Source organism: Bacillus sp. NPDC060175 (assembly GCF_042728695.1).
Taxonomy (GTDB): domain Bacteria; phylum Bacillota; class Bacilli; order Bacillales; family Bacillaceae_G; genus Bacillus_A.
Genome location: NZ_JBHWYR010000004.1, coordinates 45,430 through 64,906 on the forward strand (window position 1 = coordinate 45,430; position 19,477 = coordinate 64,906).

Here is a 19,477-nt window from a genome sequence, read left to right on the forward strand (position 1 = left end):
GCCCTCATACAGTAAGAGATTTTTCCTTATGCATAAACTTTCTTTTCCTGACAATACAGGCGAATAACATGTTTATTATTTTGAAATACATCATGTGTTAAGCGAATAATAATAAAGTTTCGCTTTTTGTTATCATCATGGACAAAAACCTGTTCCCCCTCTTGAAAACGCCATGCGCTTTCAAAAGTCGTAATATGACCCCCGCTTACTGAAAAAAGCTCATATTGCATATCTAGTACCCTCTCTCAACTTATATAATCACAATATCCTTATATTAAATTTAATATAACTTAATTTCGATAAAATTTGTAATTCTTTCTATTTCGAAATATTTTAACTTTGTTTTATACTCTTTTTAGCGCTATAATGATAAACGAATTTTTATTGAAAGGAGCTTCATTTTGACTGCATATTTATTTCCAGTAAAAACAGCATTTATTTTATTTCCTATTTTAGCAATGTTTCTCTTAATCCCTTTTTTAATATTTAATTATCGAAAATACGGTTATTTAAATAAATGGCGTTCATTTATTTTATATTCATTATTACTCTATTTATTAAATGCCTATTTTCTTGTTATTTTACCTTTGCCACAAACATATGACACATGTAGCCTACAACCGGCTAATACACAGCATATGCAACTCTCGCCATTTTATTTCGTACAAGAGATTAGTAATCATACATCGGCAATTTTGACGAAGCCAGCTACCTATTTCTATTTATTAAAGGAATCTGCGTTTTTACAAGTCGCTTTTAACGTTCTACTAACCGTTCCATTCGGTATTTACTTACGTTATTATTTCCGACGTAGTTTCTTCCAAACAGTGTGCATTTCTTTTTGCCTTTCACTGTTCTTTGAATTAACACAAGTAACTGGATTATATGGTATTTATAATTGTGCATATCGCTTATTCGATATCGACGATCTGTTTTTAAACACACTAGGCGGCGTAATCGGTTTTATCATTGCACCAATATTTACGTACTTCCTGCCAAAAACAAGCGAATTAGATAGTCATATTGATTTGGAAACGAAACCAGTCGGATTCGTTCGTCGTCTCATCGCTATGCAAATTGATTGGATTTTCTTATCTATCGTTGTACCTTTTATTAAAAACAAAGGAAACTCACTATTTATTTCTAACATCCAATCTTATACAAATGTATACGAACTCCTTTTCATTGCATGTTCAATCTTAATTTACTTTATTATCATCCCATACTTTACAAATGGAAGAACAATAGGGAAAGCGTTGCTTCGTATTTACATTAAAGGACAAGCAGAGCGTATTACACTAAAAGAATTATTCATTCGTTACGGTATATTCTATTTCATTTTAGGTGGAATCAATTATATTCTTTCTAGTAGCTCTATCTTAAATCATACAGAGCCTTTAGTATTACTAGTTATACTGTTATTCCAATTTGGAATTAACGGTCTATTTATTATTCATGTTTTATTACACATATTTAGCCGTGATAAGTTACTATTTTACGAGCACATTAGTCAAACAAGAAATGCGATTATACTAAAAAAAGCTGACAAATAATACTTTGTCAGCTTTTTTTCATAATCGTAAATAATTTTTCAGTGTAAGGGTTTAAAAACATTCCTGTTTCATCTAATGACTTCCTCACCTTTAGAAACGAATATAGTTCTGGATATATATTTTGTAATTTCTCGTACGTTAACGTATGCATTTTCCCCCAATGCGGGCGACCTTCATACTTTAGAAAAATTTTCTCCACTTCACCAAAATAAGCAGCATACGTCATACCTTTATACATATGAACAGCAATATACGCTGAATCTCTTCCGTACGCTGGACTGAGCCATATATCATCACCTTTCACATAACGGCATTCAATCGGGAAGTGTACCTTATACTTTTTCTTTTCAATAAGATTTGAAATCTCTTCTACAACAGTCCTCATATACTTTGAAGGAACACTATACTCCATTTCATAAAATGGAACTGTACGTGATGTAGCGAACACTTCATAGCTTGCGCCAATTATTTTCGTGTTCGGTACAGCCTTAGCTGATAATCGACTTACTCCCTTACTTATAGAAGGAAACCATTTACACCCTTTAGATAATAAAGAGAACATCCTATTTTCCAGTAACTCCACCTTTAGTTTATGCCATTTTAAATCACTTTCTTTACTCGTTGTTTCGTTTGTAAATTTCACTTGCACTTCATCTGAATAAGGAAAAACGAAAAATTCAAAATGACGATTCTTCTTATATTCTTCTAGTTTGTTCATTACAGTAGATAATGCTTGTTTTTCACTTCCATAAACAAGCGAATACGCTGGGATAACCTTCAATTTGATCTTTACAATGATACCTAGCATTCCAAGCGATAACTGAAATGCTCTCCAATATTCGACGTTCTTGGTTTCTGAACAAACTATACTCTCGCCTGTAGATAAAACTGCCGTAATCTCTATAACTTGTGTTGATAAACTCCCAAATGTAACACCCGTCCCATGAGTCCCCGTACTAATCGCTCCTGCAATAGATTGCGAATCAATATCCCCTAAATTTTCTTGCGCATAACCTTTTTCCTCAAGTAACTTCCCTAAGTCATGTAACTTTGTTCCTGCCCACACTTCAACAGTCATCTTCTCTGCATCAATATTCGCAATGCCATTCAATTCATCTAAAGAAACCAAAATTCCCTCCGTTTGCACAAGAGGTGTAAAAGAATGCCCTGAACCAACAACACGAATTTTCTTCCCTCTTTTTCGTGCAAGCCCGACAACTTCTACTACATCTCGTATACTTTCTGGATACATCGTATAATGCGGCGTTCCTTCTACATTCCCTGTCCAATTTCTCCATTTTTGTCCCTTTATAGAAAGCATTGTCCATCCCCCCGATATGTTGAATACTCTCCAACAATTCCCCCTTGTTTAATGCGATACAAAACCGGAAAACGCTCACATAACTCTCCAGCTTTACTATGGCGAAACAAGATAGAATCTCCTATATTCACTCGTTCCTCACCGTTATAAAAAATTGGCGTTTGTACTTCACCAGCACCCTCTAAAGCTAATAGTTTTGCACCATTTGGTCTCCAAACCTCAGGCTCTTTATCTTTACCAACTGCACCTGATGCAATATATCCACCACCTAGGCAAGTATAAATAAACGGAGCTGGTTTACGCACAACTGGTAAAGCAAATCCGGCAGCTGGCTGAAATTTTACTTCTTTATAATAATCAAATAGTTTAGGAGAGTAAAAAGCGGATCCTACAGTAATCTCTGTCACTGATTTATCTTGAACGGTTGTTTTTATACTTCCCGTTCCACCCCCATTTACAAATCTTAGTTCAATGCCCAGGTTGTGTATTTCTTTTACGATATTCCCTCTTCTTTCGTTAATCTCTAACACTGATTTCTTTTTTAAATACGAAATCACTTTACTTTTTATCCATTGATTCGGTATATGATCCCCCACCCCGGCAATTTGAGCTTCGTATCCCATTACACCATCTAGTATTAAATATGATGAACCCTTCACCTTTTCTACTATTTTCAAAGCGCCCTGTACATCTTTTACCGAAGATCTTTTTACACCAAAATGAAATTGAAAAAAACGACTACTCATATCAATATCTAAACAAACACGAAAACAGCCTTTAGACTTCTCAGCAATTTTTTCTAAATAAACAATATGGTCTTCACAATCCACCATACAAGTTATGATGTGTCCTTGCTTTGTTAGCAAACTAATTTCATATAAAGCCCTTTCATCATAAGCAGGATATCCGAGCAATAAATCATTAAACCCTTGTTCAATTAAAAACAAAACCTCTCTAGGTGAAAAACACATAATCCCTTGAAATCGATCACTTGCAGCTAAAATCTTTTGCATAATCGGAACAGAACGTAACGATTTACTTGCTATACGAATCTTCTTATTTCCACTTAACTCTATAATCGATTGAATATTTCTATCTAAAGCCACTTCATCCAAAAATGCACACGGTAATGGAACTTCTTTAAAAATTCCTCGATCCACATTTTTCGCTCCTCTTCTCTATATGTCTTATACATATTGGAAAGAAAGTTTAAATTTCCTCTTATAAAATAAAAAAGTTTCTTCATATTAAGAAGAAACTTTTTTAGGCCTACTTCATAGAAATAGTTGCCTCTACTGGATAATGATCAGAGTAATCATTATACGTATATTTTTTGAGCCATGATGTAACAGTCCATTGTGGAGATTTCGGCTGTAACACTTTATTTTCTATATACGATGGATTCGCATGATCCTTACTTGCAATAATATAATCTAAATACTCAGCCGGGCTATCGGGGAAATTGTATTTTGCAATACTGTTTGTCGTCGCATCCCAAGTCGCTGTATGTCCAGTATAAGATGGAATAGAAGCATGTAATGTTTTAAACATGGATGCATACTCTGAATCACTATTATTCTCAGCATTTATTTTATTCACGTTCATATCCCCACCAATTAACACATACTCGTTATTTGGTATATTTTTATTTTGAATAAACTCTTGCATTTCTTGTAGCTGTTTCGTACGTACAGATGCAGGTGAAGTTTTTCCGCACATACTATCTTCAGCCTGTAAATGCGTCCCAATTACATGAACGAAACTATCATTTTTCTTAATTTTTGTGTATACAAATCCTTTATTTGATAAGTTATCTGGTCCGCATCCTTTTTCAAATACATATTGAATCTTTTCAACGATTGGCCATTTACTCACGATCGCAACACCCCCATCTTCAGGAGTCGAAGATGAATAGTTCCCTAATGTTTTATCCCATTCATTTCCACTACTACGACCTAATACCGCCGTTTGATTTGGATATTCTCTCTTCAAATTTCCTAACAAACGATCTGAGGCACTATTATCAAACACTTCATTTAATATAACAACGTCCTGATTCTTTATATAATCTGCCGCTCCAATTAAATCAGCACGCTCATTTTGTCCCCAGTTCGGATATAAGTTTGTTGATAGCATGTACACATTATGCGTCATCACTTTTAATGTATTATTTTGATTTACAGACGTTTCTGCTTGAGCCGAAGATCCGCTATATAAAGCTCCTAAACCAATCCCAAAACTGAGTGCGCCTTTTAGCAATTTACCTTTCACGTTTCATACCTCCATGTACTGTATAGTGATAAAAAGGCCAAATACTCTATTCTGAGATTTGACCTTTTTCAAATACTTAACGATTTCCGTACGTATCAAACCAAAGCTGGATGTATCCAGCAGTAACACGTTGTGCATCCATTAAACGCTTACCTGTCATTGGTGTAACTTCAGCGCGCCATTTATCTGCGTAGTCTTGTGATACAGCTGCTTTTACGAACCAATCTGTCGTATTATCATTTACAATACCAGAGTAATCTTGTTTCGCAGCTACTGCCGCTCCGTGAATCCAATCTTCTGGATTTGTACCTTTCCAGTTCCAATATCCATCTCCATCCGTTACTTTATAATTATCTTTTATCGTATCTACAAAGTTTTCATATTTAGAATGGAATCCTTGTGGATACGAAAGATTTGTAAAGTTTGCCGCATGCATCGGTTGATTTACATCTCCTAAATAATGAAGAGATAATCCTAAATAGAAGAATGCTTGTTTCATATCTTTATTTTTGTATGACTCACCAGCTAGTTTGAAATATTTAGCACCTGTTTCCTTTGCCTGCTTTGCAAATGGAATATAAGTCTTCCCATTGTCTGGGTCATAGAAGTGTGAAGCAAATGTGCTATTATCATAATAAGGATTTTCATAGTCAGCAGCATAAATACCGTTCTCTAACTCCGTACGCCATTCATTTAATAGTGCAACTTGATCTTGTTTTACAAGTGTCGTATTACGAGACATAATATCCATTGCACGGTTTACAATCCATAAATGAGAGTTTACACCTTCTTTATGTTTATCTTCAGCAGACCAGCGTGGAATAACTCCAACTCTCTGTCCTCCATCGTTTTCATGAGCAAACGCAACGCTTTGTAATGGCGCTACTAACGTAATAGCTGCTGCTAAAGCAAGAACTTTCTTTTTCATCTGAAATCCTCCATTTTATAATTGAATTATTGTTCATATTTTGTTAGGATCCTATGATGTCTTCCGGTTAACCTATGACTAGAATATCCCACCTTTCACAAAATTTCTATCAATAAATTAAAATATGCAAATGTTCATATTACTATAACTTTATACATAGTGAACGTAATGAATGAATACACTTACATTTTAATAAAGTATTGTTAAGCTACTGCAAATACTTGTCTAAATTAATGTAAAAAAAGAGTAAAGCGATTAACCGCCTTACTCTTTTTTTCTCTTCGATAGTATACTTGGCAATTGCACGTTAACTGCCAGCTTATGTATAAATCCAAACACTAATCCGATCCCTATAAATATGTATAATATTGTAAACATTTTCCCAAAGTCAGTTTGAGGACTAAATTGCCCATCACCAACAGTAGTCAGCGTCACAACGCTAAAATATAAAGCATCAAGAGGACGTAATCCCTCCACTGTGCTATAAAAGATTGTACCAGATAGTAATGTCAAAATTGTTAATACGAATAACACTTGAAATTCTTTATCGTTCCACGCTCGTAAACAGGCTCTTAGCATTCGTTTCAAAGTTAATAAAAATGAAAGCACTGGACTCCCCCTTCCAAACAAAAGTACATTTAGTCAAAGGAAAGTCTATCACCTTTCAGTATAGAAAAAAAGTAGCCCTCTTCTATTTCTAGAAAAGAGCTACTTTTTACTATTCTATATTATTTAGGTGAAACAAGAATTTTCACTTGTGTTTTATCTTTTACAAGTGCTTCAAATCCTTCTTCAACAACTTGGTCCACTGTGATTTTTTTCGTAATTAATTTCTCTGCTTGAATTTGACCAGAGCTAATTAATTTAATAACAGCTGGGAAGATGTGACGGTATCCAAGAATACCGATAACCTCTTTTTCTTTTAATACAAGGTTGTTCGGAGTAATTGTCGCATCTTTTTCCCACACACTAACAATTACAGTTTGGCCTTCAAAGCTTGTACTTTCAATTGCTTGACGAAGTACAACTTCAACACCTGTTACTTCAAAGCTAACATTTACACCTAAACCATTTGTTAAGTTACGAATTTCTGCTAGTACATCTTGAGTTGCTGGATTTAATACGTAATCCGCACCTGCTAATTTAGCTAGCTCTTGACGTTCTTTAGAAAGTTCCACTGCGATAACAGGAGTTGCTCCTGCTGCTTTAGCTGCTTGGATGACAAGAAGGCCAATTGGACCACAACCAAATACTGCTACAGCTTCACCCTCTTTTAATTTACTTTGACGTACTGCATGAACTGCTACTGCTGCTGGTTCTACAAGTGCACCTTGTTCATACGTCATTTCATCCGGAATATGATGAACCATACCTTCTGGTACTACTGTATATTCAGAGAAACCACCGCCATCTCCACCAAGACCGTGGAAAACAAGTTGTTCACAAACATTGTAATGTCCATGTTTACAAGCCTCACATTTACCACAAGAATAAATTGGTTCTACAACAACGCGGTCTCCCACTTTATGAGATGTAACGCCTTCACCGATTTCTACTACCTCACCGCTAAACTCATGACCTAAAATAACTGGTGCTTTCACATGTGTTAATGGATGCTCTTCTGTTGGAATAAAAATTGGTCCTGCTAAATATTCATGCAAGTCTGTCCCGCAGATACCACACCATTTAACTTTAATTTTCACTGCTCCTGGTCGTACAGTTGGTTCTGGTACTTCTTCTACTCGTACATCACGTTGATTATGCCAAAGTAATGCTTTCATTTTAAACATCCCTCTCTATGTATATACTTAACCTGGTGAAGTTTACAAATCTATTATAATACTTCTATCCATATATTTCAAAAAAACAATCTCATTCCCACTAAATTTTAACAAATAACGTTCAATATTTTGTCACTTTGTACTTTTTTCCACATCTGTTAATGCTAATTTCATTGCAGTTGAAATTAGCATTATGCCATAATAGCATAGGAGAGGTGAATATCGCTTGAAATATTTTATTTACTTTATTGTTATCGTAGCGTTTTTAGATACATTTTCACAATTACCTATTATGAGTACTTTCGCTCAAAGCCTTGGAGGAACTCCTCTTGTTATCGGGCTAGTTGTCGGTATGTACTCATTCGCTAATATGATCGGTAATATTATTGCTGGAGCCGCTGTCGATAAATTTGGTGCAAAAAAAATCCTTTATATAAGCATGGGAATTACGAGTTTCATAGTCTTGTTATACACCGTTGTTCAAAGTGGTGAACAACTATTAGTTGTGCGCTTTATGCACGGTTTTAGTGACGGATTTTTAATTCCTGCTGCCTTTACATTTTTATCAAAGCAAACAAATTCAGCAAAGCAAGGTAAGGCAATGGCTCTATCTGGTGCTGCCGTTGGAACAGCGGCAATCGTAGGACCTGCTTTTAGTGGCATTATGAAAGCAACAGCTGGTATAGAGTGGGTGTTCATTACCATTTCTATTTTAATGGTCCTTGGTACAATCGTATCCCTATTCTTCTTACCAAATAACGTATCAAGAAAAGATACATCAAGAACTCAAATGATGAACAAAGAAGATATGATCGAACTATTGAGATCTGAACCATTATTACAAGCATATATTGGTGCTTTCACACTAATGTTTTCACAAGGAATTGTCACGTATATGTTACCAGTAAAAGTTGAGGCGTTAGCACTTAAAGCATCTACAACAGGCATGATGTTAAGTGTATTCGGAATTACCGCTATCCTCTTCTTTTTACTACCAACAAATCGCATTTACGATCGATTTAATCGTTCAAAACTAATGCTAATCGGGATTGCAGTAATGGCACTAGCATTATCTTTACTCGGATTATTTGCAACAAAAGGCATGCTCTTTATCGTTATGATGATTTATGGAATTGGATTCGCTATCCTCTTCCCAGCAATTAATGCTTTACTTGTTGAAAATACGACAGATGGTAACCGAGGGAAAGCATTCGGATTGTTTTATGCATTCTTCTCGTTAGGAGTTGTTGCTGGCTCCTTTACAGTCGGAGCAATCGGAGCATCTCCTAGCGCTAGCTTTGTTATCGGAACAGCATTCTTATTAACATTTGCCGGAATGATTTATGTAAGAAGCAAAGTAAAAAAGACAATGATGGGTTAATTCCATCATTGTCTTTTTTAAAATGCATATTGATATAATCCGTAATATAACGGAAAAGTTGGGATAATGCCAATTAATTTAAATATAAAAGGTAATGGCCCATCTTTCTCTTCATATAATCGTAAAACAAAAACTGCAGTTAAAGTCCAAATGATGCTAAACACAAAGATGCATTGCCAAACGATCGGCGTCAATATTTGTACATCAAAAACAAATCCAAATAGTCCTATCCATGTAATAATAGACACTACAAAATCAAACTTTTGAATCGGTGTTTGAAACATCCCTCTTACTAACGAAGTAATAGCTAATATCGCTACAATTACTAAATAAATTTTCCACAACATAATGATAATCTCCTATTCAATTCAACTTTTAACTTTCAACAAACCATATTTAATGAATAATATGGCATTATATTTTTCATAGAAATAATACAACGGATAACAAAATAAGAAGAAAATAAGTACGGTTGGTACATGATCTACAATAGAAAAATGTTTTCCTAGCAATTCTTTAATACTCTCTCCAATAATAATAAACAGTGGGATAATACAAATTGCCGCTAATATTAAGCATGGTGTTATCCTCATTTCTTTCAGCTTTACCTTACAATGCGGACACCTTAATGAAAAAGGATGTGGGATATCGATAATATGTTGTGCAGTAATAATCTCTTCACATTGTGGACATGCAATTGTTTCTTTCATTTATAACTCACTCCTTTCTGTCATTAAAAAGGAGCTCTATCCAATAGAGCTCTTTTTTCGCCTAATATATTACTTTTGTGTATAGCCAAATAACAATGTAAATAAATTGCACTGTAAAAGCAATGCTACATCTCTTCTTTTAAAAAGAAAGTTTATAAATACCAACGATACTTCGACAATTTCCTCGGAAATATTTCCTTTCCCCACATAATTTGATACACTACACATAGATAAACAGTTGTATTACACAAGCTAAAATAATAACTTAATGTACAAATATAAAAGCACACTCTTCATATGAAGAATGTGCTTTTATTTTATTAACGTCTAATCCAAACAGCACCTGCAGACTTATCATCTGCTTGTCCAACAACTTGGAATTTAAGTCCAAGGTTTGGAACTTTTCGTCCCGCATCAGCAATTTGTTTATTACTGTATACTTTTGAATCATCAAACGTTGTAACACCTTGTAATCCAGTATAATTAAACTGTCCTCGTGTAAATGAATTCATACTCCATGAAGGTGTTTGATCAAACGAAAATGCAGCATCTGCAATTTGAATTCCAGTATTACCGTATGCTGGTTTCCCACCTAAATTTCCAACAATCGCTTCTGGATGAGAATCTACAACACCAAGAAAGCCTTCACCTGGATGCACCCCAACCCAGTTATCTTTGAAACTATCATCTGCATACCAAACGACAAGACCTGTATTATACACCGGACCTTTTCCCGCTTTTAATCCATTATCTGATCCAGCATAGTTTCTCCACTCTAGATAATAATAATGAGGTTTCTTTTCTGTCCCATCAGAAACAACGAATCCAGTTAACTTCATTTTCGATTGTCCTTCTGCATCATCTGAAAATACTACTTGTCCATCAACTGTTACATTGACATTATCCATTGCGAAACCTTTATATGTTAAAGCTGGATCTGTAATATAGTCGAATTGTAGTTTAACTTTCTTCCCTTTAAATTGACTTAAATCGTATGATTTATCAATCCATTTCCCATCTGTTGTATCTTTATCATCTTGTACTATCTTTTCTCCTAGTCTATCAATTAATGTTTTCGTTCCATCTTCAGTTACAGCATGTACTTCGATGAAATCACACTCTGCTTCTAATTCATAGTTTGCTTTATAATCAAACTTAGCATTTGTTCCCTTCGTTAAATCGAAGAACGGTGTTTCTAATGTCGTATGCATATCATCGCCTCTTGTACTATAATATGCATGCTTTCCAAATCCAGGTTTAATCGTTTCAATACTCTTATCTGGTAAGTTAACACGTACAACACCTGGACGATTTGATTTCGTAACACTTTGATCAATATATGTAGGAATTCCTACACCACGCTTAATTTTATCGTAATCTACTTCTAAAATTTTCGCCCAATTTCCACCCATGTTCTTTTGCAAAAAGTCTTTATTTTGTGGTGAAAAACTTGTTGGCTCTGTTCCTGCAATCTTTCCTGTCCAACTACCACCACTCATTAATGACCAAGCTTCAACAGGAGATCCATTTCCTGTGTATTTCGTATCATATTCATCTGGTAAACCAAGGTCATGTCCAAATTCATGTGCAAACACACCTACTGCACCGTCTTCTGGTTCAATTGTGTAATCATGCGCTGCTACTTTTCCACCAAAGTAATCTACCTTTGATTTTGTCCCTTCAATCGCTACTGGATCTGTAGCTAATTTTGAACGATGTGACCAAATTGCATCATCACCTAACTTACCACCACCAGCTTCTTGACCAACACCAGCATGAATTACCATTAAATGATCAATTACACCGTCGGATTCATTTTGATTACCATCACCATTTGTATCATATCTGTCAAATTGATCAAATTGAGATAAATCTAATCCCTTTTCAGCTGCTGCATTTAAAGCTTCCTTTACTAAATCACGTGCGCCTTTTGGTCCTTTATTATCATGACCACTACTGCCATCAGCACCGTAATCAGCAGCTTTTCCTGGCACAGTTAGCCACTCCGTTACATATCCGTCTGTCGTATAACTACCACCAGACTGCTCTTCATAGTATTGTTTAAATGTTTTTACTTTCGAACCATCAAATAATGTGTAAGGTTCATTACCAAATAGCATTTTTTGATAATGTTCTCTACTAAAATCTTTCGAATACATATAACCTGGTGTTTGCTCAATATTATTATGTTTATAATCACTAAATTCAACGAGTAACACTAACACTTTATCATTGCGGACAGGTCCACTATATGGAGCTTGTTCCGCTTTAGAGGTTGGAACTTTCCCATCTAATTGCTTTTTATTTGGCTCTGGCTTTTGCTCAGGGCTAACATTTTTTTCAGCTTTCTTTACTTTTTCCTTTTCTTCCATCTTTTTCTCTTTTACCTTTTTCACGAAATCAGATGCTTCTTTTGCCGTATCCTCTGGAAGAATTTCTTTATTTACCTGATCCCCTTGTTTCTTTTCAATATATTGCTCTACAGCCTTTTTTGCCTCTTCTTTAGACGATGCTGGATTAATTGTTCCTCTTTCTTTCAACGCTTCCGCTAAACGATCTTCTTGAATTAAATTATGATCAATTGGCGTTGTAGACATACTTTCTTTTGCTGGCGTTTCTGCATATGCTAACGGAGCACTCATTACAGATGTGCATCCGATGATTGTCGCAATTGCTAATGACGACAACACTTTAAATGGTGTTTTTCTTCTCATTGTATTTCTCCCCTTTTACAAATCTTAAAATTCTGATAATAGAACATAAACTAACCGCTATCCTCCCTTATATAAAAAAGACATAATTCTATAAACGATAAACCTTCTGTTATAGAATCATGCCCTCCAGTTTTCTGGTCAGACCCTCTATTTTTTTATCCCGCTATTTGCGGGCAGTAAGACTCCCACCTCAAAATTCGGCGAATGCGAGGAAGTTAGGTGGTAGATAATTGCCCGTAAACGCCCGATTGGTGAGGGCTGATAATCAGTGGGGGATGGACACCCCCCCCATTGATTAAAGTTTCACTTTATATCGAAATATAAAAAATAAAGAGTGATTTGTATATATTAAATAGCTTATATTAAAAATTTAAAAGACAATATGCAAAATTGCATGAAAATTCCCTTAAATAAAAAAAGAACCCTAGTCAATTAAACTAGGATTCTCGATTTCATATTATTTCTCTTGTGTTTTTTCCCAATCAGCTAAGAATTTCTCAATTCCTTGATCTGTTAATGGATGCTTAACTAATGAAGCAATTACGTTTGCTGGGATTGTTGCAATATGTGAACCGTTTAATGCTGCTTCTGTTACGTGAACGCTGTGACGTACAGATGCTGCAATGATTTCTGTTTCAATGCCGTGAATTGCAAAGATTTCTGCGATTTGACGGATTAAGTCCATACCGTTATGACCGATATCATCTAGGCGACCTAAGAAAGGTGAAACATATGTCGCACCAGCGCGAGCTGCAAGTAATGCTTGAACTGCTGAGAATACTAATGTAACGTTTGTACGAATTCCTAAATCTGAGAATGCTTTTACTGCTTTTAAGCCTTCTGTTGTCATTGGAACTTTTACAACAACGTTTGGAGCGATTTTTGCTAACTCTTTTCCTTCTTCAATCATTTTATCAGCTTCTAAGCTAATTACTTCTGCACTTACAGGTCCTTCAATAAAGCTGCAAATTTCACGAATACGCTCATGGAAATCTACGCCTTCTTTTGCTACAAGTGATGGATTTGTCGTTACTCCAGCTACTACACCTAATGCATTTGCCTCTTTAATTTCGTTAATGTTTGCTGTATCAATAAAAAATTTCATTTGTTATTCTTCCTTCCTAATTTTCATTTTATATTTATTTATTTTTTCTTAATAAGCTCTAATTCAATCGGAATAAATTTGTCCACTTTTTTACCTTGTGTTATTTCTTTTGCTGTTTCCATCGCCTTCTCTCCGATTAATTCCGGTTTTTGAGCGACTGTTGCTGCCATGCGCCCATCTTTAACCGCTTTTACAGCATCGTCCGTTGCATCAAACCCAACAACGACTACATCCGTTTTACCAGCAGATTTCAATGCCTCAAGTGCACCTAATGCCATTTCATCGTTATGAGCAAACACTGCTTTTATATCGCTATTCGCTTGCAAAATATTTTCCATAACGGATAATCCTTTTGCACGATCGAAATCAGCTGCTTGTTTTGCTACTACTTTTAAAGACTTATCAGCTACGTTATGGAATCCTTTCCCACGCTCACGAGCAGCAGACGATCCAGGGATTCCTTCTAACTCAGCGACATTTGTTCCTTCACCAACTAATTCCCGAATGTAATCACTAGCCATTTGACCACCTTCTACATTGTTGGAAGCTATGTGAGAAACCACTTTACCTGAATTTGCAACTCGGTCTACTGTAATAACAGGAACATTGGCTGCATTGGCTGCACTTACCGCTGAAGCAACAGCATCTGAGTCGGTTGGATTAATAACAACTACATCGACACCTTTTTGAATTAAATCTTCAACATCGTTTGTTTGCTTCGCTGCATCATTTTGTGCATCAACAGCAATTAATTCAATGCCACTATCTTTTGCTTTCTTTTCTGCACCTTTTTTCAACGTGACGAAAAATGGATTATTTAAAGTTGAAACAGAAAATCCAACTTTAATAGTTTTATTTCGACCTTTATCGCCAGAATCCTTTGCCCAATCTGGTGGTTCCATTGAACAACCAGCAGTAACTACCATGATGCATGCAACGAGTATCAGTAACCCTTTTTTCATGAATTGCCCCTCCATTACGCTTCTTTTCGACGATCAATTAGTACAGCTAGTAAGATTACAAGTCCTTTTACAACTTGTTGGAAGAAAGAAGATACACCTAATAAATTTAAACCGTTATTTAGTACACCAATAATAAGCACACCGATGAATGTACCAACAATCCATCCTCTTCCACCTGAAAGACTCGTTCCTCCTAACACAACTGCAGCAATTGCATCTAATTCGTAAGAAGTACCAGCAGTCGGCTGTGCAGAATCTAATCTTGATGTTAAGACAATACCTGCAAGCGCTGCTAAAGTTCCGGAAAGACCGTAAATCATTACTTTAATTCTCGTAACATTAATACCTGATAAAGCTGCCGCTTCTTCATTTCCACCAATCGCAAACGTACGGCGACCAAACGTTGTTTTCTTTAAAATAAAGTACAGTACTGCAAAAGCGATCATCATTGTAACGGCTGGCACAGGAATACCAAGGAAATAACCACGGCCAAACATTTGGAACATTAAATGATCACCAAGACCAGTGATCGGACGTCCGTCCATATAAACAAGCGTCAACCCGCGAAAAATAGTCATTGTTGCTAAAGTTGCAATAAAAGGAGCTACTTTTCCCTTCGCAATAATGATACCGTTTACAATTCCCATTACAAGACCTGCTAATAATCCAACTGCCATTGCAAGGAACGGATCCATGCCACTTGCCATTATTCCGGCAACAAGTGCACTTGATAATGCTAAAATAGAACCTACCGATAAGTCAATACCCCCTGTTAAAATAACGAAGGTCATTCCAAATGCAATGAGTGCATTAATCGATACTTGGCGCAGTATATTAAATAAATTTGGAATTTCAATAAATGCTGGATTTAGAGCTGTAATCACTACGATAATTAATACTAACCCGATTAAAGAACCGAGTTGTTGTAATACATTCCCCTTCTTAGCCATATCTTACTCTCCCCCTGTTGCTAGTGCCATAATAGACTCTTGTGATGCCTGATCTTTCTCTAAAATACCACCGATTTTCCCTTCATGAATGACGAGAATACGATCACTCATTCCTAAAACTTCTGGAAGCTCCGACGATACCATAATAACGGCATCTCCTTGCTCGGTAAGCTTATTCATTATAGAGTAAATTTCTTTTTTAGCCCCAACATCTACACCTCTCGTTGGTTCATCTAAAATGAGTAACTGCGGATGAATACCTAGCCATTTTGCAATTACAATCTTTTGCTGATTTCCACCAGAAAGAGATTTTACCGCTTGCTCTCCGCTTGCTGCTTTCACATTAAGAAGCTTCATCATATCCTCTGTAAATTGACGTTCTAAACCTTTATTAACAACGCTTCCCTTTGAAAGACTTTCTAAATTTGGTAAAGCTAAATTTTCACGAATCGAAAAATCTAACACAAGCCCTTCAGATTTTCTATCCTCTGTAATAAAGGCAATTCGTTGTCTAATCGCATCAATTGGACTATCAATTTTCACTTCTTGTCCATTCATAAAAATTTGTCCTGAATCAAGCGGTTCATATCCAAATATCGCTTTCATAATATCCGTGCGACCAGCTCCCATCAAGCCGGCAACACCAAGGATTTCGCCTTTTCTAACTTGAAACGAAACATTTTCAAATTTCCCCTTTTTCGTTCCGTTACGCATTTCAAAAATCACTTCGCCAATTTGAATATTTCGTTCTGGATAACGTTCACCAATACTGCGGCCCACCATCATGCTAACTACTTCATCAAATGAAGTTTCTGGAATTAATTTTTTCCCTACGTATTCTCCATCACGCAAAATCGTAATGGCATCACATATTGAAAAAATCTCTTCCATCCGGTGTGAAATATAAACGAACGAAACGCCCTCTTTACGCAATTTATTAATAACAATAAACAGTGTTTCAATTTCGCGATCTGTTAATGCTGCTGTAGGTTCATCCATAATAATAACGCTCGCATTTGTCATTAATGCTTTAGCAATTTCAATAATTTGCTGTTGTCCAACTGATAATTCACCTGCTAGCATAGCACCTCTCACATGTAGACCAAGATCTGCCAATTGTTGCTGGGCAATCGCATTCATTTGACGCGTACGTAAAATGCCCGTTTTCCCATACATTAACTCTTTTCCAAGAAACATATTTTCAGCTACCGTTAAATTCGGTAATATGTTCAACTCTTGATGGATAAATGCAATACCGTACTCTTCCGCTTCTTTCGCATTTTTAAAAGTTCGTTCTTGTCCATCAATTGTGACTGTTCCACTGTCTTTTTTATATACACCTGTTAGAATCTTCATGAGCGTCGATTTCCCCGCTCCATTTTCCCCCATCAATGCATGGACTTCTCCTGTTTCAATCATAAACTGTGCGTTTTTTAGAACAGGATTACCACTGAACGCTTTTGAAATGTTCTTCATTTCAATATGCATTCTCATCACATCCCTTTATTAAAAAATCACGCCTGCATGTAAAATAACATTCGCATAAGGCGTTGCTTCTCCTGTACGAATAATCGCCTTCGCTCTCTTTGTATACTCTTTAAATTCCTTATGAGACACATATTCAAATGCTGGCTCTATTAAACGCATCTCAACTTCTTTATTTACCACCGCATTATTCATAATGACTTCTTCTGCTAACGTCACTTTCTCAATTGCCATATCATCAGCAACTACTTGTAATACGTCTAAAAAGCTAGGCTTTCCAATTTCAACTGCTAAATCAATTCGTTTTACTCCATCAGGAATAGGTAACCCGCAATCAGCAATTACAATCGTATCTGTATGTCCAAGTGAAGCAAGGACTGCCGCAATTTCACTATTTAATACACCGTGCTTTTTCATCCAACAATCACCTGCACTTCACGTACTCTATCTCTCGTTGGCATACCGCCCTGTGCCCCAAGTTTCGTTACAGAAAGACCACCAGCAATATTTGCGAAACGAATAGCCTTTTGAAGTGTTTCTCCTTCAGAAAGCGCAACTGCTAACGCGCCATTAAATGTATCACCAGCTCCAGTCGTATCTACTACATCTACGGCAATACTTGAAACTTGAACAACTTCCGTTCCGTTATGGAAACGAACACCATTAGAACCTTCTGTCATCAGTAGTTTGTTTGGATATTTAGCCAGTAAATCTTCAATTGGTGATGTGAAATCATTTAATACAATGCGACATTCATGCTCATTCGGCGTAATATAAGTCGCTTTTTCTAAAATATCTTCTGATAAGATTTGTGCTGGAGCTGGATTCAACATAACTGGAATTTTGTGCTCCTCACAAATAGCCAGAACGTATTTTACTGTTTCAAGTGGAATCTCTAGTTGAAGAACAACCATATCTGCTTTTACAAGAAGGTCTTTTGAACGATCTACAATCGACTCATTTACAAAAGCATTTGCTCCTTGTACGACAACAATGCTGTTATCTTCTTCTGCTAAAACGATATGAGCGATTCCTGTCGTTCTATCTGTAACCGGTACCACATAGTCGATAAAAACGCGTTCGTTCTCTAAATTTTTTCTAACTACTGTTCCGTAATCATCATTTCCTACTGCACCAACCATCGCTACATTTGCTCCTAATCTAGCTGCAGCTACTGCTTGGTTGGCCCCTTTCCCTCCTGGGATCGTATGAAATGCTTCACCAATTACCGTTTCGCCTGCTTTCGGCCGTATTTTTGAAACAGCCACTAAGTCCATTGAAATACTACCTACTACTGCAATATTTGGCATCTGTCTCATCTCCTTACTTCGTCGTATTTCGTTCTATAATTTCAATCGGTAAACGATAGTGTTTCTCTTCTAATGGATTTCCTTCCATCTGCTCTAAAAGCAACTCTGTTGCAATTTTCCCCATTTCATAAATTGGCTGTGCAACAGTTGTAATAGATGGATACATCATTTCTGTTAAAGAAATTCCATCGAATCCGATAATTTGTAAATCGTCTGGAATAGAAATTCCTTTTTGAAGTGCAGCCTTTACAACACCGATTGCAATTAAATCATTCCCAGCAACAATTCCATCAATATGCGGATATTCTTCTAATAATTCCACCGCGACCTGTTCACTATTAGCTGGATCGAATGTACTCTCTGCAATCATATAAGAAAGATTATTTTGCGTAATAACGTCTACAAAACCTTCAAAACGTTCATTAGCTGTGCTCACATCACGCGGTCCACGAATATGTGCAATATGTTTACACCCTTTGTCTATTAATAACTTTGTCGCCGCCTGGCTCCCTGCATAGTTATCTGCATATACAGTAGGAATGCGCTCATTAAACATACGGTCAATCGCAACAACTGGAATAGATAAATTCATGTAATTAACACTATTTTGTGGATTCGTTGCCACAATAAACCCGTCCACATTATTTTGTCTAAGCACATCAATGTATTGTTTCTCTTTTTCTAAATTTTCATCAGAGTTACAAAGGACAACTGTGTAACCTTGCTTATGTGCTACATCTTCTACGGCACGTGCAACTTCTGGAAAGAATGGATTCACGATATTTGGAACAACTAAGCCAATTAAACGAGATTTTTTATTGTATAAAGATCGTGCTACTGTACTAGGCTTATAATCTAGCATTTCAATTGCTCGCTCTACTTTTTTTAATGTATCCTCATGAACATATCCATTTTTATTTAACACTCTGGAAACGGTCGCAACAGATACCCCTGCTAATTTTGCAACGTCTTTAATCGTACTCATTCTCTTTTCTCCTCATTTCAT

19 protein-coding genes are annotated in these 19,477 nt (G+C 36.1%); 2 read left to right on the forward strand and 17 right to left on the reverse strand.

Annotation, left to right across the window (positions count from 1 at the left end; all coding sequences use genetic code 11):
- Positions 1–26 precede the first annotated feature (26 nt).
- Positions 27–230, reverse strand: coding sequence for a hypothetical protein (locus tag ACFWDE_RS03375; protein ID WP_377890045.1), 204 nt, complete (start codon positions 228–230; stop codon positions 27–29).
- A gap of 171 nt (positions 231–401) precedes the next feature.
- Here ACFWDE_RS03375 and ACFWDE_RS03380 point away from each other — a divergent pair, with 171 nt between their 5' ends.
- The gene (locus tag ACFWDE_RS03380; protein WP_377890047.1) at positions 402–1,553 is read left to right on the forward strand and encodes a VanZ family protein; all 1,152 of its coding nucleotides are present in this window, start codon (positions 402–404) and stop codon (positions 1,551–1,553) included.
- A gap of 7 nt (positions 1,554–1,560) precedes the next feature.
- Here ACFWDE_RS03380 and ACFWDE_RS03385 read toward each other — a convergent pair whose 3' ends face one another.
- The 6 genes from ACFWDE_RS03385 to bdhA all read right to left on the reverse strand — a co-directional run bounded on the left by ACFWDE_RS03385 (position 1,561) and on the right by bdhA (position 7,854).
- Complete coding sequence (locus ACFWDE_RS03385; protein WP_377890050.1) at positions 1,561–2,874, reverse strand: D-arabinono-1,4-lactone oxidase; 1,314 nt, start codon at positions 2,872–2,874, stop codon at positions 1,561–1,563.
- Positions 2,862–4,034 (reverse strand): amino acid deaminase/aldolase, encoded by a 1,173-nt coding sequence (locus ACFWDE_RS03390; protein WP_377890053.1) that lies wholly within the window; start codon positions 4,032–4,034, stop codon positions 2,862–2,864. Before ACFWDE_RS03390 ends, ACFWDE_RS03385 begins: the two co-directional genes overlap by 13 nt.
- A gap of 109 nt (positions 4,035–4,143) precedes the next feature.
- Positions 4,144–5,145, reverse strand: a complete 1,002-nt coding sequence (sph, locus tag ACFWDE_RS03395; RefSeq protein ID WP_219917150.1) for a sphingomyelinase C — start codon at positions 5,143–5,145, stop codon at positions 4,144–4,146.
- Positions 5,146–5,221: 76 nt separating this feature from the next.
- Positions 5,222–6,073, reverse strand: a complete 852-nt coding sequence (cerA, locus tag ACFWDE_RS03400) for a phospholipase C (protein ID WP_215574408.1) — start codon at positions 6,071–6,073, stop codon at positions 5,222–5,224.
- Between the two features lie 264 nt (positions 6,074–6,337).
- On the reverse strand, positions 6,338–6,682 hold the full coding sequence (locus tag ACFWDE_RS03405; RefSeq protein ID WP_002204430.1) for a potassium channel family protein: 345 nt from the start codon (positions 6,680–6,682) through the stop codon (positions 6,338–6,340).
- Between the two features lie 119 nt (positions 6,683–6,801).
- Positions 6,802–7,854, reverse strand: a complete 1,053-nt coding sequence (bdhA, locus tag ACFWDE_RS03410) for a (R,R)-butanediol dehydrogenase (RefSeq protein WP_061689177.1) — start codon at positions 7,852–7,854, stop codon at positions 6,802–6,804.
- Positions 7,855–8,080: 226 nt separating this feature from the next.
- Here bdhA and ACFWDE_RS03415 point away from each other — a divergent pair, with 226 nt between their 5' ends.
- Entirely contained in the window at positions 8,081–9,235 is a 1,155-nt protein-coding gene (locus ACFWDE_RS03415; RefSeq protein ID WP_016097234.1) for an MFS transporter, read from the forward strand.
- Positions 9,236–9,252: 17 nt separating this feature from the next.
- Here the strand turns inward: ACFWDE_RS03415 and ACFWDE_RS03420 are convergent, their stop codons facing one another.
- From ACFWDE_RS03420 to rbsR, 10 genes are all read right to left on the reverse strand, one after another.
- Entirely contained in the window at positions 9,253–9,582 is a 330-nt protein-coding gene (locus tag ACFWDE_RS03420; protein ID WP_377890060.1) for a hypothetical protein, read from the reverse strand.
- 21 nt (positions 9,583–9,603) lie between these two features.
- On the reverse strand, positions 9,604–9,945 hold the full coding sequence (locus ACFWDE_RS03425; protein WP_002201770.1) for a hypothetical protein: 342 nt from the start codon (positions 9,943–9,945) through the stop codon (positions 9,604–9,606).
- 320 nt (positions 9,946–10,265) lie between these two features.
- The gene (gene inhA2 / locus ACFWDE_RS03430) at positions 10,266–12,659 is read right to left on the reverse strand and encodes a M6 family metalloprotease immune inhibitor InhA2 (protein WP_377890063.1); all 2,394 of its coding nucleotides are present in this window, start codon (positions 12,657–12,659) and stop codon (positions 10,266–10,268) included.
- Between the two features lie 457 nt (positions 12,660–13,116).
- Positions 13,117–13,764, reverse strand: a complete 648-nt coding sequence (gene fsa, locus ACFWDE_RS03435) for a fructose-6-phosphate aldolase (protein ID WP_000667669.1) — start codon at positions 13,762–13,764, stop codon at positions 13,117–13,119.
- Between the two features lie 38 nt (positions 13,765–13,802).
- On the reverse strand, positions 13,803–14,726 hold the full coding sequence (gene rbsB / locus ACFWDE_RS03440) for a ribose ABC transporter substrate-binding protein RbsB (RefSeq protein WP_377890065.1): 924 nt from the start codon (positions 14,724–14,726) through the stop codon (positions 13,803–13,805).
- A 14-nt stretch (positions 14,727–14,740) separates the two neighbouring features.
- Complete coding sequence (locus ACFWDE_RS03445) at positions 14,741–15,676, reverse strand: ABC transporter permease subunit (protein ID WP_377890067.1); 936 nt, start codon at positions 15,674–15,676, stop codon at positions 14,741–14,743.
- 3 nt (positions 15,677–15,679) lie between these two features.
- Positions 15,680–17,164: a ribose ABC transporter ATP-binding protein RbsA gene (rbsA, locus tag ACFWDE_RS03450; RefSeq protein ID WP_377890070.1), complete on the reverse strand. Its 1,485-nt coding sequence runs from the start codon at positions 17,162–17,164 to the stop codon at positions 15,680–15,682.
- Positions 17,165–17,182: 18 nt separating this feature from the next.
- Positions 17,183–17,578 (reverse strand): D-ribose pyranase, encoded by a 396-nt coding sequence (rbsD, locus tag ACFWDE_RS03455; RefSeq protein WP_002204437.1) that lies wholly within the window; start codon positions 17,576–17,578, stop codon positions 17,183–17,185.
- On the reverse strand, positions 17,575–18,471 hold the full coding sequence (rbsK, locus tag ACFWDE_RS03460; RefSeq protein ID WP_377890073.1) for a ribokinase: 897 nt from the start codon (positions 18,469–18,471) through the stop codon (positions 17,575–17,577). Before rbsK ends, rbsD begins: the two co-directional genes overlap by 4 nt.
- Before the next feature lie 13 nt (positions 18,472–18,484).
- Positions 18,485–19,456, reverse strand: coding sequence for a ribose operon transcriptional repressor RbsR (rbsR, locus tag ACFWDE_RS03465; RefSeq protein WP_113937912.1), 972 nt, complete (start codon positions 19,454–19,456; stop codon positions 18,485–18,487).
- Positions 19,457–19,477 lie beyond the last annotated feature (21 nt).

Bases quoted from the DNA above. Each gene is read 5' to 3' on its own strand.
- ACFWDE_RS03420 (WP_377890060.1), bottom strand. From the start codon at position 9,582: ATGTTGTGGAAAATTTATTTAGTAATTGTAGCGATATTAGCTATTACT.
- rbsK (WP_377890073.1), bottom strand. From the start codon at position 18,471: ATGCCAAATATTGCAGTAGTAGGTAGTATTTCAATGGACTTAGTGGCT.
- rbsD (WP_002204437.1), bottom strand. From the start codon at position 17,578: ATGAAAAAGCACGGTGTATTAAATAGTGAAATTGCGGCAGTCCTTGCT.
- fsa (WP_000667669.1), bottom strand. From the start codon at position 13,764: ATGAAATTTTTTATTGATACAGCAAACATTAACGAAATTAAAGAGGCA.
- rbsA (WP_377890070.1), bottom strand. From the start codon at position 17,164: ATGCATATTGAAATGAAGAACATTTCAAAAGCGTTCAGTGGTAATCCT.
- rbsB (WP_377890065.1), bottom strand. From the start codon at position 14,726: ATGAAAAAAGGGTTACTGATACTCGTTGCATGCATCATGGTAGTTACT.
- ACFWDE_RS03385 (WP_377890050.1), bottom strand. From the start codon at position 2,874: ATGCTTTCTATAAAGGGACAAAAATGGAGAAATTGGACAGGGAATGTA.
- bdhA (WP_061689177.1), bottom strand. From the start codon at position 7,854: ATGAAAGCATTACTTTGGCATAATCAACGTGATGTACGAGTAGAAGAA.
- ACFWDE_RS03425 (WP_002201770.1), bottom strand. From the start codon at position 9,945: ATGAAAGAAACAATTGCATGTCCACAATGTGAAGAGATTATTACTGCA.
- inhA2 (WP_377890063.1), bottom strand. From the start codon at position 12,659: ATGAGAAGAAAAACACCATTTAAAGTGTTGTCGTCATTAGCAATTGCG.
- ACFWDE_RS03375 (WP_377890045.1), bottom strand. From the start codon at position 230: ATGCAATATGAGCTTTTTTCAGTAAGCGGGGGTCATATTACGACTTTT.
- ACFWDE_RS03445 (WP_377890067.1), bottom strand. From the start codon at position 15,676: ATGGCTAAGAAGGGGAATGTATTACAACAACTCGGTTCTTTAATCGGG.
- rbsR (WP_113937912.1), bottom strand. From the start codon at position 19,456: ATGAGTACGATTAAAGACGTTGCAAAATTAGCAGGGGTATCTGTTGCG.
- cerA (WP_215574408.1), bottom strand. From the start codon at position 6,073: ATGAAAAAGAAAGTTCTTGCTTTAGCAGCAGCTATTACGTTAGTAGCG.